The organism is Xanthomarina maritima (assembly GCF_008084905.1).
Lineage (GTDB): Bacteria > Bacteroidota > Bacteroidia > Flavobacteriales > Flavobacteriaceae > Xanthomarina > Xanthomarina maritima.
The window spans coordinates 32,419-46,845 of sequence record NZ_VSFC01000049.1; the positions used below are offsets into that span (position 1 = coordinate 32,419).

Annotated in this window: 17 protein-coding genes; 7 read left to right on the forward strand and 10 right to left on the reverse strand. The window is 29.4% G+C overall.

The features are described 5' to 3' along the window. Nucleotides 1-8: 8 nt before the first annotated feature. The 8 genes from FVF61_RS14270 to FVF61_RS08970 form a co-directional block, all read right to left on the reverse strand. The gene (locus FVF61_RS14270; RefSeq protein WP_199757292.1) at nucleotides 9-158 is read right to left on the reverse strand and encodes a hypothetical protein; all 150 of its coding nucleotides are present in this window, start codon (nucleotides 156-158) and stop codon (nucleotides 9-11) included. A 217-nt stretch (nucleotides 159-375) separates the two neighbouring features. Then, the gene (gene trxA, locus FVF61_RS08940; RefSeq protein WP_148455472.1) at nucleotides 376-672 is read right to left on the reverse strand and encodes a thioredoxin; all 297 of its coding nucleotides are present in this window, start codon (nucleotides 670-672) and stop codon (nucleotides 376-378) included. A gap of 4 nt (nucleotides 673-676) precedes the next feature. Further along, nucleotides 677-1,669, reverse strand: coding sequence for a c-type heme family protein (locus tag FVF61_RS08945; RefSeq protein ID WP_148455473.1), 993 nt, complete (start codon nucleotides 1,667-1,669; stop codon nucleotides 677-679). A gap of 3 nt (nucleotides 1,670-1,672) precedes the next feature. Next, entirely contained in the window at nucleotides 1,673-1,939 is a 267-nt protein-coding gene (locus FVF61_RS08950) for a heavy-metal-associated domain-containing protein (protein WP_148455475.1), read from the reverse strand. 50 nt (nucleotides 1,940-1,989) lie between these two features. Continuing rightward, nucleotides 1,990-2,361 (reverse strand): rhodanese-like domain-containing protein, encoded by a 372-nt coding sequence (locus tag FVF61_RS08955; protein WP_148455477.1) that lies wholly within the window; start codon nucleotides 2,359-2,361, stop codon nucleotides 1,990-1,992. A gap of 128 nt (nucleotides 2,362-2,489) precedes the next feature. Then, nucleotides 2,490-3,905, reverse strand: coding sequence for an MBL fold metallo-hydrolase (locus FVF61_RS08960; RefSeq protein ID WP_148455479.1), 1,416 nt, complete (start codon nucleotides 3,903-3,905; stop codon nucleotides 2,490-2,492). 72 nt (nucleotides 3,906-3,977) lie between these two features. Next, nucleotides 3,978-4,778, reverse strand: a complete 801-nt coding sequence (locus FVF61_RS08965) for a sulfite exporter TauE/SafE family protein (protein ID WP_148455481.1) — start codon at nucleotides 4,776-4,778, stop codon at nucleotides 3,978-3,980. A gap of 4 nt (nucleotides 4,779-4,782) precedes the next feature. After that, a complete protein-coding gene (locus FVF61_RS08970; protein ID WP_148455483.1) occupies nucleotides 4,783-5,415 on the reverse strand; it encodes a Crp/Fnr family transcriptional regulator in 633 nt (210 codons plus the stop codon). A 181-nt stretch (nucleotides 5,416-5,596) separates the two neighbouring features. Here FVF61_RS08970 and FVF61_RS08975 point away from each other — a divergent pair, with 181 nt between their 5' ends. After that, nucleotides 5,597-5,968, forward strand: a complete 372-nt coding sequence (locus tag FVF61_RS08975) for a hypothetical protein (RefSeq protein ID WP_148455532.1) — start codon at nucleotides 5,597-5,599, stop codon at nucleotides 5,966-5,968. 68 nt (nucleotides 5,969-6,036) lie between these two features. Here the strand turns inward: FVF61_RS08975 and ccsA are convergent, their stop codons facing one another. Then, nucleotides 6,037-9,228 (reverse strand): cytochrome c biogenesis protein CcsA, encoded by a 3,192-nt coding sequence (gene ccsA / locus FVF61_RS08980; RefSeq protein WP_148455485.1) that lies wholly within the window; start codon nucleotides 9,226-9,228, stop codon nucleotides 6,037-6,039. Between the two features lie 85 nt (nucleotides 9,229-9,313). Beyond that, on the reverse strand, nucleotides 9,314-9,712 hold the full coding sequence (locus tag FVF61_RS08985) for a group III truncated hemoglobin (protein ID WP_148455487.1): 399 nt from the start codon (nucleotides 9,710-9,712) through the stop codon (nucleotides 9,314-9,316). A gap of 117 nt (nucleotides 9,713-9,829) precedes the next feature. On the opposite strand from FVF61_RS08985, the gene FVF61_RS08990 reads away from it, so the two are divergent. From FVF61_RS08990 to corA, 6 genes are all read left to right on the forward strand, one after another. Continuing rightward, complete coding sequence (locus FVF61_RS08990; RefSeq protein WP_148455534.1) at nucleotides 9,830-10,588, forward strand: Rossmann-like and DUF2520 domain-containing protein; 759 nt, start codon at nucleotides 9,830-9,832, stop codon at nucleotides 10,586-10,588. Then, nucleotides 10,578-11,108 carry a KdsC family phosphatase gene (locus tag FVF61_RS08995; protein WP_148455489.1) on the forward strand — a complete coding sequence of 177 codons (531 nt, stop codon included), beginning with the start codon at nucleotides 10,578-10,580 and terminating at the stop codon, nucleotides 11,106-11,108. The genes FVF61_RS08990 and FVF61_RS08995 overlap by 11 nt, the downstream gene beginning before the upstream one ends. Before the next feature lie 107 nt (nucleotides 11,109-11,215). After that, the gene (locus tag FVF61_RS09000; RefSeq protein WP_148455491.1) at nucleotides 11,216-12,133 is read left to right on the forward strand and encodes a geranylgeranylglycerol-phosphate geranylgeranyltransferase; all 918 of its coding nucleotides are present in this window, start codon (nucleotides 11,216-11,218) and stop codon (nucleotides 12,131-12,133) included. Continuing rightward, complete coding sequence (locus tag FVF61_RS09005; RefSeq protein WP_148455536.1) at nucleotides 12,133-12,723, forward strand: Maf-like protein; 591 nt, start codon at nucleotides 12,133-12,135, stop codon at nucleotides 12,721-12,723. The genes FVF61_RS09000 and FVF61_RS09005 overlap by 1 nt, the downstream gene beginning before the upstream one ends. A 62-nt stretch (nucleotides 12,724-12,785) precedes the next feature. Further along, a complete protein-coding gene (locus tag FVF61_RS09010) occupies nucleotides 12,786-13,316 on the forward strand; it encodes a mechanosensitive ion channel domain-containing protein (RefSeq protein WP_199757293.1) in 531 nt (176 codons plus the stop codon). 35 nt (nucleotides 13,317-13,351) lie between these two features. Next, on the forward strand, nucleotides 13,352-14,419 hold the full coding sequence (gene corA, locus FVF61_RS09015) for a magnesium/cobalt transporter CorA (RefSeq protein WP_148455495.1): 1,068 nt from the start codon (nucleotides 13,352-13,354) through the stop codon (nucleotides 14,417-14,419). Nucleotides 14,420-14,427: the final 8 nt, after the last annotated feature.

The following is a 14,427-nucleotide window of genomic DNA, read 5'->3' on the forward strand; positions in this document are numbered from 1 at the left end:
AGAGTAAATTACTCCTCTTCTTCTGAATCTTCTTTCTTCTTTCCACCCATCATAAAGTTAATAAGTATTCCTACTAAAGTAATACAAACTAGAGCGAATACAGCAATCATAATAACACCATTATTCCAATTATACAAGGCTAAGTAATGAGAAATCATAAGAGAAGAATTTAATTGTTAATAATAAGAGTAAATGTATTGTATGAATATAATAATAAATATGATTTTAGTCAGTAAATGAGACATAATTATTTAAATAAGTAACAAAAAGGCTTCTTTATTTCTAAACATGCCTTTTTTCCAACCAACCAAAAATCACTGACAAAAGTTTGTCAGTTTATCGTTAAGAATCCATTATATCTGAATTCCATATCATTTATCTATTACTGTTTATTATACTAATAATTTCATCTTTTTGAAGTACACCAGACTGCCTCCAAAGTTGTTTTCCGTTTTTAAATAAAACTAAAGTTGGCACACCTCTAACCTGATATTTTGTAGCCAAAGATTGGTTTTTATCAACATCAACTTTTATTATTGAAACACTTTCACCTAGCGACTCTTTTACTTGCTTTAAAATAGGAGACATCATTTTACAAGGCCCACACCATTCTGCATAAAAATCTACAAGTACAGGTTTGTCTTTATTTATTAATTCTGAAAATTTACTCATTTTATTATTTTTCAAATGAAATATTCCATATACCTCTTACCTGATTCACATCGTAACCTATTGCCATATCTTTTGGATAAAGCATTTTTATTTTTTTATATGCTTCATTATCTAATTCTTTATTTGGTGTTCCATGACATTGCAAACACATAGAGTTAGTGGTAATTGGATAATAAAAATTAACAACATCTTCAATATCCTCTATAATAGGTTCTGGTTCCTGATTATTTGCAATAACTTTTTTAAAGGATGCTATATGTTGCAATTCTTTTGAGTTTGCCTGATTTTCGGGATTTCTAGGTTGATCTGAGACACGTTTAATATTAGCATGATAAACAACAGACATACTATCTGTTAATGGGTATGCTTTTATATTACAGAATTCTACAGCTGCCAAAGTTCCTTTTTTCTGAATGGTTCCCATTAAATTTTTACCCAACTCTGCTTTAGTTCCAAGAGCATATTTTAATCCTCGATCTTTATAAGTTAGGCCTTGGTCTTCAACAAAGGTTTGTCTTTTTTGCATACCTTTTCCTTTGCCATTTCCAATACCACTTTCGCTATTAAAATGAGCTTCAAACCATTCTGGTCGCTCAATATCATTATCAAACATGTAATCAGCTATTTGATTTATTGTTTCTTCTGGATAAGTTGTTTTAGGCATAACTCCAAATTTCTTTACAGCTCCAAACATTTTAGCATCTTCTTCATTTGGATTTAATATCCATTTTTGGATGTCTGCTATAAATTCTTCCTTAGTTGTATTACTTGAAATATAATGCTTCTTAATAGCTATCATTGGAGGTCCAATTCTGTCTTCCATACTAGCAGTTGGACTGTGGCAAACATAACAATTAGTTTCCATGAGTTTTTTTCCAGGATGTTCTTGTTTGTTATCTATAACATCATTAATATTTGTGTATTCTCCTTTTTTTGTTTGATTACAACTAACTAATAAAAAAACTGATAGCAATAATATAACTAAGTTTGTTTTCATTGTTTATTTAAATTTTCCTGTAGCACAACTTATATATGATTTTGTTTTAAGCATCATGGAGTTTTCATCTTCTATAGATGGGTAGCCTATTTTACTTAACATTTCTTTTACTAGAAAGGCATCATCTTCGTTTATATATTTAAATGAAATTTTACTTTCTACTACATCAACATCAATATCTGAAATAGTTTCAATTTCTGATAATTTTGAAATTATGGTTTTAGCACAACCACTACATTTTAAATTTTGTACTATGATTGAAGTTTTCATTTTTATTTTCTATTTTATAATTTGGTAAAATGTGTTCTTTTAAGTTCGGTTCATTCTTCTTTGTTATAATTTAATATTCCACCATCTAAATCGTAAATTTTAGTAAACCCCATTTTTTCTAATTTTAAAGCAGATTGATTACTTCTATAACCACTTCTGCAATACATGTAAACTGGTTGGTCTTTATCAAGTTTATTGAATTCGCTCTCAAAATCTTCTGAATAAAAATCGATATTTAAAGCATCTTCAATATGATTCTCTTGAAACTCTTCAGGAGTTCTCACATCAATAAGTTGTACCTCTTTACCATCTATTTGCATCTTAAAATCTGTAGGAGAAAGTAAAATAATATTATTATTTTCTTGTGCTTTTGTACTGATAGTTGAAGCAACTATTGCGAATAAAACTAGAATTTTTTTCATTTTTGATTTTTGTTTTTTTTGGTAGTAATAAATTTAAATGTTTTTGATAAGTCTATCAGTAACTTAAGTTACATAAAAAAAGAGCGACTTTTTAGTCGCTCTTTAATATATTTAAATATAATTTAATGTTATTTGAAGGTTGTTGGACAAACAAAATCTGTTGTTGGAATGTCTGTTTTTTTAATAGCTCCAAAACCACCAGCAATATCAACTAAATTATGAATACCTCTGCTTTTTAAGATAGAAGCTGCAATAACAGACCTATAACCTCCAGCACAATGCACATAGAATGTTTTTTCATCTGGAAATTCAGCTAAATAATTATTTAAAGAGTCTAGAGGCGTAAAATGTGCATTTTCAACATGCTCTGATTTGAATTCACCATCTTTTCTAACATCGAAAATAACCTCTTTATTTTCTGGATATCTATTTTTAAATTCTTCAGCAGAAATTGATTCTATGGTATCATATTCTAAACCACTATCTTTCCAAGCATCAAAACTACCTTTTAAGTAACCTAATACATTATCAAATCCAACTCTAGATAATCTAGTTATGACTTCATCTTCTCTTCCTTCAGGTGCAACGATTAGAATAGGTTGTTTAACATCTACAATTAAAGCTCCAACCCAAGGTGCAAATCCTCCATCGATTCCAATAAAAATAGATCTAGGAATATGCCCTTTTACAAAATCTTTTTGATGACGTACATCTAAAACAATTGCCTCAGATTCGTTCGCTACAGCTTCAAATTCTTTTGGTGATAATGGTTTTTGAGATTTCTCCATAACGGTATCAAAACTTTCATAACCTTCAATATTCATCATCACATTTTGTGGAAAATACCCTGGAGGTTCTCCTAATCCGTCTAATAATTCTGCTACAAACTCTTCTTTAGTCATGTCTGCTCTAAGAGCATAATTAACTTGTTTTTGATGACCAAGAGTATCTGTAGTTTCTTTACTCATATTTTTACCACAAGCAGAACCTGCTCCATGATTTGGATACACGATTAAGTCATTACTAAGAGTCATTATTTTATTTCTTAAAGAATCAAAAAGATATCCTGCTAATTTTTCTTGTGTTAAATCTGATGCTATTTTTTGAGCTAAATCTGGTCTACCTACATCTCCAATAAATAAAGTATCTCCAGTTACAATACCATGTTCTTTACCATTTTCATCAATTAGTAAATAAGTGGTGCTTTCCATGGTATGCCCAGGAGTATGAATCGCTTTAATTTGGTATTTACCAACATGAAATATTTGTCCATCTTCAGCTATAATGGCATCATAAGATGGTTTTGCAGTTGGACCAAAAACAATATCTGCACCTGTTTTTTTCTTTAAATCTAAATGACCACTTACAAAATCAGCATGAAAATGTGTTTCGAAAATGTATTTTATTTTCGCATCATCTAATTTTGCTCTTTTTATATATGGTTGTACTTCTCTTAATGGATCTATTATAGCTGCTTCTCCATCACTTTCAATATAATATGCTGCATGTGCTAAGCATCCTGTATAAATCTGTTCAATTTTCATTTTATTCTATAATTTATCAATTTTACAAAAATAGTCAAGTTAATGTTATTTTGCAGTAACAAATGTTACAATTTAGTGGTTAGTAAGTTCTTTAAAAATGATATAAATTCCCATAATAAGAACAAACCATCCAAATCCTTTTTTTAATTTTTTACCCTCAATAAAATTTGACAAGTAGGTTCCAATAAAAATACCTACTACAGATATTGCAGTAAAACTTAGTAAAAATAACCAATCTAATTCTAAATTTTCAACATCGCCAATAAATCCTATCAATGATTTAATTGCAATAATTAATAAAGAGGTTGCAACAGCTTTTTTCATTGGCAACTTGGCAAGTAACACCAAAGCTGGTATTATTAAGAAACCACCTCCTGCTCCAACGATTCCAGTTAAAACACCAACTATAACACCTTCAATAATTATTAAAGTGTAATTGTATTTAATTGTCATTTCTGGGACTTCTTTCTTATTATTCCGGATCATAGATACAGAAGCTAACATCATAATAATGGCAAAAAACATCATGATGGCTATGTTTTTTGTCATTAAAAAATCTCCAAAATAAAATAATTCGTTTGGAATTGCTGGAACTAAATATTTTCTAGTAGCATAAACAGCTAATAAAGCCGGAGTAGCAAAAACAAGAGCTGTTCTAAAATCGACTAGCCCTTTTTTTATATTTTGTAAAGCACCAATTAACGATGAAAACCCAACTACAAACAAAGAGTATGCTGTGGCAGTTACAGGGTTTATATAAAACAAATACACCAAAACCGGAACAGTTAGAATTGAACCTCCTCCACCTATTAGACCCAAAACAACACCTATAATTAAAGCACCAAAATATCCGAGAATTGTGTTTAAATCCATCTATTTAAAGGTCTAATACTGTTATTTTATTTCTATTAATTTTAATTTTATTGTTGTTTTCTAAAGCCTTTAAAATTCTAGAAACTACAACTCTAGAGGTATGCATATCATTAGCTACTTGTTGATGAGTAACATGAATTTCTTCGTTATGATTTACCATAGCTTTGTCTCTTAAATATTTTAGAAGACGCTCGTCCATTTTCAAAAATGCAATGGTATCAATAGCTTCTAGCAATTCAGACATACGTTCATGATAGCTTTGCAGAATGAAATTTTGCCAACTTTTATATTTACTTATCCATAAACTCATATGTTCTACAGGAATCATAATAAGTGAAGTATCAGTTTCTGCAATGGCTCGAATTTCACTTTTCTTTTGTCCCATACAACAAGATAAAGTCATGGCACAAGTATCTCCTCTTTCAATAAAATATAAAATTAATTCATCTCCATTTTCATCTTCCCTTAAAATTTTAACTGCTCCACTAACTAGTAAAGGCATGGATTTAATATAATCGCCAATTTCAATAAGTTTAGTCCCTTCAGAAATCTCTTTAAAAATACCTACTTTATTTATTTCCTGAAGAAGTTCCTCTTCAAATAAGTAGCCGTAATTATCCTTTAATGTTTCTTTCATTTTAATCGTTAAAAAATGTCTCTTACAAAGTTACATTTAAAGTATTAAAATGAATTGAATATAAGTCAAATTATAAAAAACTTGAACGCAAACAAATGTAACTTATTGAAAATGAATAAATAATAATTGATTTAACAGGATATTAACCAAATATCTCGTTTAAATGTTATATATTTATGGCATGATAGCTCAAGACAAATTAGAAAATCAAGTATTTTTAAAAGAATCGTTAACGTATTTAGAGAACCTAGGTTTTGATAACATTAAAGCAGATGCTGATGGTTATGAAACTCCTAAATCTTACCTAAAAAGAGGAAGTGACATATCAATTACACCCGATATAGTTGCTGAAAAAGGTGGAAGAAAGCACTACTTTGAAATTGGATTAAAATCTGAAGAACCAAAATTACTTAAATCTAAATGGCGTTTTCTGGACGTTTTAACTAGAATGAAAGACCATAGATTTAAAATTATTACACGTCGTGGACATTACAAATTTACTCAAGACATGTTAGATGACTTAAATTTAGATAAAAGCCCAATAAAGCTTTAAAACCATTTTTAACTTAAACAAAAAAGACGACTTTAAAAGTCGTCTTTTTTGTTCGTCTAAATAACTATTTATTTTTTATAATACTTCGCGTATTTTCTATAGGCAAAAAGGCCTAAAACTGCTACAATACCAAATGCAATAGCAATAAACTTAACACTTACAATTTGGTCTCCACTAGCATAACTATGTAATCCAGCTAAGTAGAAGTTAACTCCAAAATAAGTCATCATGATGCTTGAAAATGCAATAATAGATGCTAAGTTAAAACCAAAACGTCCTCGAAGTCCTGGCACCAATCTCATATGTATTACAAAAGCATAAATCATAATACTTATTAATGCCCAAGTTTCTTTTGGATCCCAACCCCAATATCTTCCCCAACTTTCGTTTGCCCACATACCTCCTAAAAAGTTTCCAATGGTAAGTAATACCAAACCAACAGTTAAAGCCATTTCGTTAATAAGAGTTAACTCCTGAATATTAAGAAGCATCTTGTTTTTGTTTTCTTTAGTTGTAAATATCATAAGCAATAAAGAAACTACTCCTAAAATCATTCCTAAAGTAAAAGGTCCATAGCTGGCTACAATTACAGCTACATGAATCATTAACCAATAACTGTCTAAAACAGGTTGTAAATTGGCAATAGCTGGATCCATCCAATTCCAATGTGCCACCATTAAAATCATAGACGTTACAAATGCTGTAGATGCAATTGTTAAATCGCTTTTTCTTCCAAATATTAGACCAAACAACATGGTTGCCCAAGCAACATAAATCATAGACTCGTAAGCATCACTCCATGGAGCATGTCCAGAAATATACCAACGAGCTATTAGACCAAATGTGTGAAGCACAAAAAAAGCAAGAATTAAAATCTTAAATATTTTAACAGAAATACTTAAAGCCTTACTTTTCTCTTTAAAAATCTGAATAATTAATACAATAAATAAAAAGGTTGCAGCATACATGTACCAACTAAAGAGCTTCTTGAAAATATCGTATTTGTTATATTGAATTTCAGCATTTACCTTTTTGTCGGAAAGCATCACCGAAGCCCCAAACTTGTGTTGAGTTTTACTAAAGGATTCAAGTAATTCATTTGCCTTTGAATAATCTCCAGATTGTTTAGCAGCATTTAAGGTAATTAAATAAGCACTAAATCCATTATTAATAAAATTACCATAGAGTGAATCTTTAATCTGTTCTCTATAACCATCTCTTCTAAATTCTACAGAAGAAATCCATTTATTATTATAATCGTCTGGAATTGGGAAGATTCTTAAAGCATAACCTTCAATCGTATTATATAATAAATTTACACGTTGGTCTGTTTCTTTAAACTCTTTTTGAAAACCATTTGGAATTTGCGCTTTGTATGCTTCCTCTAAATATGGAGCTAATTTGTAAGACCCATTTTCAGTAAAAAAGTTTACTAAAGACACATAATTTTCATCTTTTCCAACACCAATTAACTTTCGAATAGAATCTGCTTTTTGAGATTTTAAATAAATGATTGGTACATTATACCAAAGCAATGGACTTTCTTGAATGGAAAGGAAAACTTGATTGGCATCAAAATCTTCATAAGTATCATGTTTACTTAATTTACGAAGCATTTCTGAAGCATAAGTATTTACTGGCATCATTCGTCCTCCAATATCTTGAATCACTAATTGCCCAAATTTATCTGCATGTTCTTTAGGTGTGATATTAGCTTTTAAAACAGAATCAATTTGAGTCTTACTTGGTCTTCCTATTTCATGACCAGTTGTTTGAGAATGATCTTGTGAGAAACCTTGAATTCCAATAAATAAAAATAATGCAAGAAGAGTTTTTGCCTTTTTATCTTTTACTTTATTAAGCATACGTTTTAAATCTGCAAAGCGAGTGTTTTTGTCAAAAATAATAGCAAGCATTCCGAAGTATAATAAGAAATATCCAATATACGTTACCCAAGTTCCCCAGAAATCGTGATTTACTGAAAGTTTTGTTCCTTTTTCATCTGGATCGAAACCAGCTTGAAAAAATCTAAATCCACGATGATCTAGAATATTATTCATAAAAATACGATAGTTAAAATCGCCTTCTTGTTCATCAATAACTGTTACTTCACTAGCAAAAGCTGAATAGCTTTTTTCAGTACCAGGATATTTATCAGCAATAAAATCGTTTAACTTGATACTAAAAGGTAAGTCAATAATTTTAGAGCCATATTTAACTGCTATATCCAATCCTCCAACTTGAACTTGTTCAAAAGGTTTACTAAAACCCTGTCCTCCAAGAAGTTTTACTCTTTCAGTTTCACCATTTGAAGTCACTTTTAAAACCACACCATCTTCATCTCCTTTAAGCAGTTGAGATTTTTTAACAATATCAAACTTTCCTTTTACAACAGGTTTTGGAAAGACCATTTGCATATTTCCAATGACATAACGAGAGCGTAAAATAAGTGGCTGAATGGAATCTTTTATAACTTTTCCAGTTGCTCCTGTAGCCATGGTCATATATTCTCCTTCAAAAGGAGATTGAATGGTTATTCCATTTTCATTTGAAATGATATTGACTGCTCCTTCTACTTCGTTATTTAACGAAAATAAGACATTATGAATACTTTGTACCTGACCTGCTTCAAGAAAATGATTATGAGGTGCTCCACCACCTGATTCAACTATTTTTAAATATTCATTTCCAGTTTCATCTGGAACGATATCTTTTTCAGCTCCTCCAATAAACTTTTCAAGTTCGAACGTTACTTCTTGTTTGTTATAATCGGTTGCAAAATAAAAATCGTTTTCTAGTCTAGGTGAAAAATCAACTTCTTGTTCTATTATTTTTCGTTGTGCTTGACCATTAACTACATAATCTCCATCTATATAAGCTGTAATATATGTTTTGTGTGAAAGTATTGAAGATTCTGTTTCTCCTTCACGAATAGCCATCATTCCTTCAAAACTAATATATCGTGTAATTCCAGCTCCAACAATAATTAAGATAAATGATAGATGTAAAATTAAAGTAGCCCATTTTTCTTTTCTCCATAATCTGTATTTTGGAATATTTCCAATAAAATTAATCATGAAAACAATCAAAATAGCTTCAAACCACCATGTGTTATAAATTAAGTTTCTAGTATAAGGAGTTGGAGATGTATCTTGGCCAGCATCCATGAATGTTCCTATTGCCATTGAAGCTGCAAATACAATAAATAACATGGAAGTTAACCTAGTTGAAAATAGAAATTTTACGAGTTTATTTTGCATGATATTGAGACTCTTAAATTTGGTCGTGCAAATTTAAGTCTTTTAGTTTATTTTTTTGTGTTAAAAAAGCTAAACTTTATGGCTTTTATTGTCTTGCTTGAAAAATGTTTAGATATAAAAACGTACTCATTTTTTGAGCTTTGTGTTTTGCTTTAGATGCATACTCTCCTTCAAAAAGACCATCAATAGTTTCAAACCAAAGGTTTATCCAATTTCCAAAATGTTCTTGTGTAATTCTTTGATTGTTTTCTTGATCTACTTTTACATGAACTTCTAAAGGATTACCATAATACTTATGCTCTAACTTTTTTGTAGTGAACAAAGTAGTCTCCCAGAATGAAGTAAGTCTTTCTATATGCGAAGGCCAATCTGTGATGACTTTATTAAAAAAAGGGCCTAAAAAAACATCTTTTCTAATTTTATCATAAAATGTAGAAACAACCAAATTAACATCTTCTCTAGTTTCAATATCTCTTTTCTTCATATTACAAAGATAACACCATTTTAAATTTTAAAGAACACTTTGTTAGTTATAAAAGCTTCTAACAAAAAGGAAAACTTATCTTTGTCTAGTTATGATACAAATCCTTATTTTAGTCACATGATTTCAGTAAGTATTATTGGTGCAGGAAATGTAGCCACTCACCTTTATAAAGTCTTTAAAAAAACAGAACAAGTTTCTATTGTGCAATGGTATAATAGAGATTTAACAAAGTTATCTTCTTATAAAAATGCTGTCTCAATTACAGATCTATTATCTGAACTAAAACCAGTTGATATTTATATTATTGCAGTGAGTGATGATGCCATAGCTAAAATTTCAGAGCAACTCCCTTTTAAAGATCGTTTGGTTGTCCACATGTCTGGAAGTGTTGGTATTTACGACTTAGATAAAAAAAATAAACGTGGTGTTTTTTACCCACTTCAAACATTTTCAAAAGAAGCAAAAGTAGACTTTAAACAGATTCCAATATGTATTGAAACTATTGGCAAAAAGAATTTACCATTATTAAAATCTTTAGCCGAAGCTATAGGAAGCAAAAGCTATAAAGTAAATAGCGACCAAAGGAAAGCTTTGCATTTAGCTGCTGTATTTGTGAATAATTTTACCAATCAACTATATAGAATTGCACATGAAATAACAGAATCTGAAGGTGTTGAATTTGATATTTTAAAACCCTTAATTTTAGAAACTGCTAAGAAAGTGCAAGATTTGTCACCTTATATGGCTCAAACAGGTCCAGCAAAACGGAATGATAAAAAAACGATTAAAAATCATTTAAAACAACTGGAGAACGAACATCATAAAGACATTTATAATTTGCTTACCAATTCAATAAAAAAAACACATGGAAAATAAAAGCTATAAAGAATATTTAGAACATATAACTACTTTAATTTTTGATGTTGATGGAGTTTTAACCGATGGAACTATAACCGTTACCACATCTGGAGAAATGTTAAGAACTATGAATATTAAGGATGGATATGCGCTTAAAACTGCTGTTGACAAAGGGTTTCATATCTGCGTTATTTCTGGAGGCACTAATGAAGGTGTTAGAAAAAGATTAGAAGGATTAGGTTTAACAGACATTTATCTTGGTGCTCATAATAAAATAGAACAGCTAAACGATTATTTGAAAAAACATCAAATAGATAAAAAAAATGTGCTTTTTATGGGTGATGATATACCAGACTTTCCTGTCATGAAATTAGTAGGACTACCTTGTTGTCCTCAAGATGCAGTTCCAGAAATAAAAGCCATTTCAAAATACGTATCTCATAAAAATGGTGGAAAAGGTGCCGTTAGAGATGTTATTGAACAGGTACTAAAAGTACAAGGGAAATGGAATGGTAGCTTTGATGCTAAATACGATTGATTTTTAATCTCAGTACACAGTTAAAGGTAACAGTAGCAACTAATAAAATATAATCGTGTATTTGTATCTTATTTTTTAATCACTCATTCTTAATTATTTACTATTTAATGCAACCCTTTTTAAACCTCATTCGCTGGAAAAATTTATTGATGATTGCTTTGGTGCAATTTTTAATTAAATATGCGCTTTTAGAACCTTTTGGAGTAACCATTACTTTAAATTTATTTGGTTTTTCGTTATTAGTTATTGCAACTGTTAGTCTTGCAGCAGCTGGTTATATTATTAACGACATCTACGATATTGAAACTGATACTATCAATAAACCAGATAGGGTTATTGTTGGAAAAACTATTTCGGAAAAAACAGCAAACACCTTTTTTATTAGCTTTAATGTAATTGGTGTTGCACTTGGTTTTTATCTATCGCATTTAGTTGGAAAAAGTGGCTTCTTTGCCTTATTTGTTATTATTTCAGCTTTACTTTATGTGTATGCTACTTATTTAAAACAAATACTTTTAATAGGTAACATAGTCGTTTCTCTTTTAGTTTCTTTAAGCATTATTATTGTTGGTTTGTTTGAATTACTCCCTGTAATGACAGCTCAAAATCAAGACACTCAAATAACTTTTTTCAAAATTATTTTAGACTATGCCATTTTTGCATTTGTTATAAATTTTATTAGAGAAATTGTTAAAGACATTGAAGATATTGATGGTGACTATAAAGCTGGAATGAATACCTTACCAATAGCAATTGGTAGAGAAAGAGCTTCTAAAATAGTTTTTATATTATTGTTAATTCCTTTATTAGGCGTGGTTTATTACGTTGTAACAAACCTATATAAACAACTTTTTTTAGTTGGTTATTTTTTACTTTTTGTCATTGCTCCTTTAATTTATATTATGATAAAATCTTTTACTGCTGAAACAAAAAAAGAATTTCATATATTGAGTAGTCTACTTAAATTAGTAATGCTTTTTGGTATGCTTTCTTTATTGCTATATAAATACATTTTACTGGATTGATGTTAAACGAAAAAATAAAAAAATATCATATTATTTTAGCCTCAGGATCACCAAGAAGGCAACAATTTTTTAAAGAATTAGGCCTCGAATTTGAAGTTAAATTAAAACCAGTTAAAGAAGAATTTCCTAATAGATTAAACCATTTCGAAATTAGTGATTATTTAGCACAACTAAAAGCACTTCCTTTTAAAGATGAGTTAAAAGAAAACGACATTTTAATAACAAGTGATACGATTGTTTGGCACGATAATAAAGCTCTTGGCAAACCAATAAATGAACAAGATGCTTTTAATATGTTAAAATCTTTAAGCAACTCAACTCATGATGTTATTACTTCTGTATGTTTTACGACCAAAGCTCTTCAAAAAACAGTAAATGCTATAACAAAAGTAACCTTCAAAAATCTTGAAGACGAAGAAATACAATACTACATAAAAACATGCAAACCATTTGATAAGGCAGGTTCTTATGGCATTCAAGAATGGATTGGACAAATTGGAATCACTAAAATAGAAGGCTCATATTTTAATGTTGTAGGCTTACCAACACATCTTGTTTATAACACATTAAATAGCTTAATTTCTTCTTAAATAAAGCCAAAGGCACTTCTTATATTATATCTTTGTATTACTAATTATCTAATAAAATAATCATGTTTTTCGAAACGTATAAATCTGAATTAATAGCAAGTGTCTTGTTATTAATTATGCTTCTAATTATAAGAGCCATCTCCATTGCCTTAATAAGCAAACTAGGTAAAAAATCTGGTATAAATGATGCTCGTATTCATCTAATACATAGATATGCAACCGTAACTTTATTTTTGATTGGACTTTTAATTGAAACGTTTATTTTTGGTGCTCAATTAAAAGATTTAGCACTTCTTTTTTCATCTGTATTTGCAGTTATTGGTATTGCTTTATTTGCAATATGGTCTATTTTAAGCAACATTACTTCTGGAGTAATCATGTTTTTTTCGTTTCCATATAAAGTTGGAGATAAAATATTAATACATGATAAAGATTTTCCTATTGAAGGTATTATTGAAGACATTAGAGCATTTCATTTACATTTAAGATTAGATAATGGAGACTTAGTTACTTACCCAAATAATTTAATGTTGCAAAAAGCAGTGACTCTTGTTGAAAAAGATGCTATAGACGAAGGTTCTGATGCTATATAAAAAATCCATATATTTATATTATTATAATATTATTTATGGGAAAGAAAAGAACTAATAAATACAAAAAACATATAAAACTAACTCCAGGTTCTGTTGTCTATACTGGAGATAACCCAACTGAGAAACTTTTCATTAATACTTATGATTATAGTCCAGATTTTGTAAAGCAATTAGAACTTAAATCTGTAGAGGAAGCTTTTACTTTTAAGAACACAAAATCTAATTCTTGGATAAACATCAATGGTCTTAACCACATAAAAGATATTGAATGTATAGGTAAACATTACAATCTTCATCCATTAATTATTGCAGATATAGCGAACACGTCTCAGAGACCAAAAATTGACGTCTATGATGATTATATTTTTGTGGTTTTAAAAATGCTATACTATGATACCGAAGAAAATATTAAAATTGAACAGATAAGTTTGGTTTTAGGTAGCAATTATGTGTTATCATTTCAAGAAATTGAAGGCGATGTTTTTGATAATATTCGTGACAGACTTCAACTCGAAAATGGTAGAATAAGAAATCTTGGAGCAGATTATTTATTTTATGCCTTAATAGATGCTATTGTAGATCATTACTATATAGTTAGTGAAACAATGGGCAATAAAATTGAAGATTTAGAAGATCTTTTATTTGATGGCAATGTAAAAGAAGATTTAAGCCATCAGGTATTAAATCTAAAAAAAGAAGTCCTAAAAATCCGTCGTGCCATCTTTCCAATACGTGAAATTATTAGCCGAATTGAAAAAAATGAACATGTATTAATAGATCATAAATCTATACAATACTTTAGAGATATTTATGATCATGTCATTCAGCTATCAGATACCATAGATATTTATAGAGAGATGGTTTGGAGTTTAATGGATATGTACATGACAACCATAAGTAATAAAATGAACGAAGTGATGAAAGTGCTTACTATTATGGCTACCATTTTTATCCCTTTAACATTTATAGCAGGTATTTATGGTATGAATTTCGACTATATTCCTGAACTACATTATAAATACAGTTATTTTATTCTTTGGGTAGTTATGGTCGTTATTTTTCTTGGAATGATCTATTATTTTAAAAGAAAGAAATGGCTTTAAACGTTTAA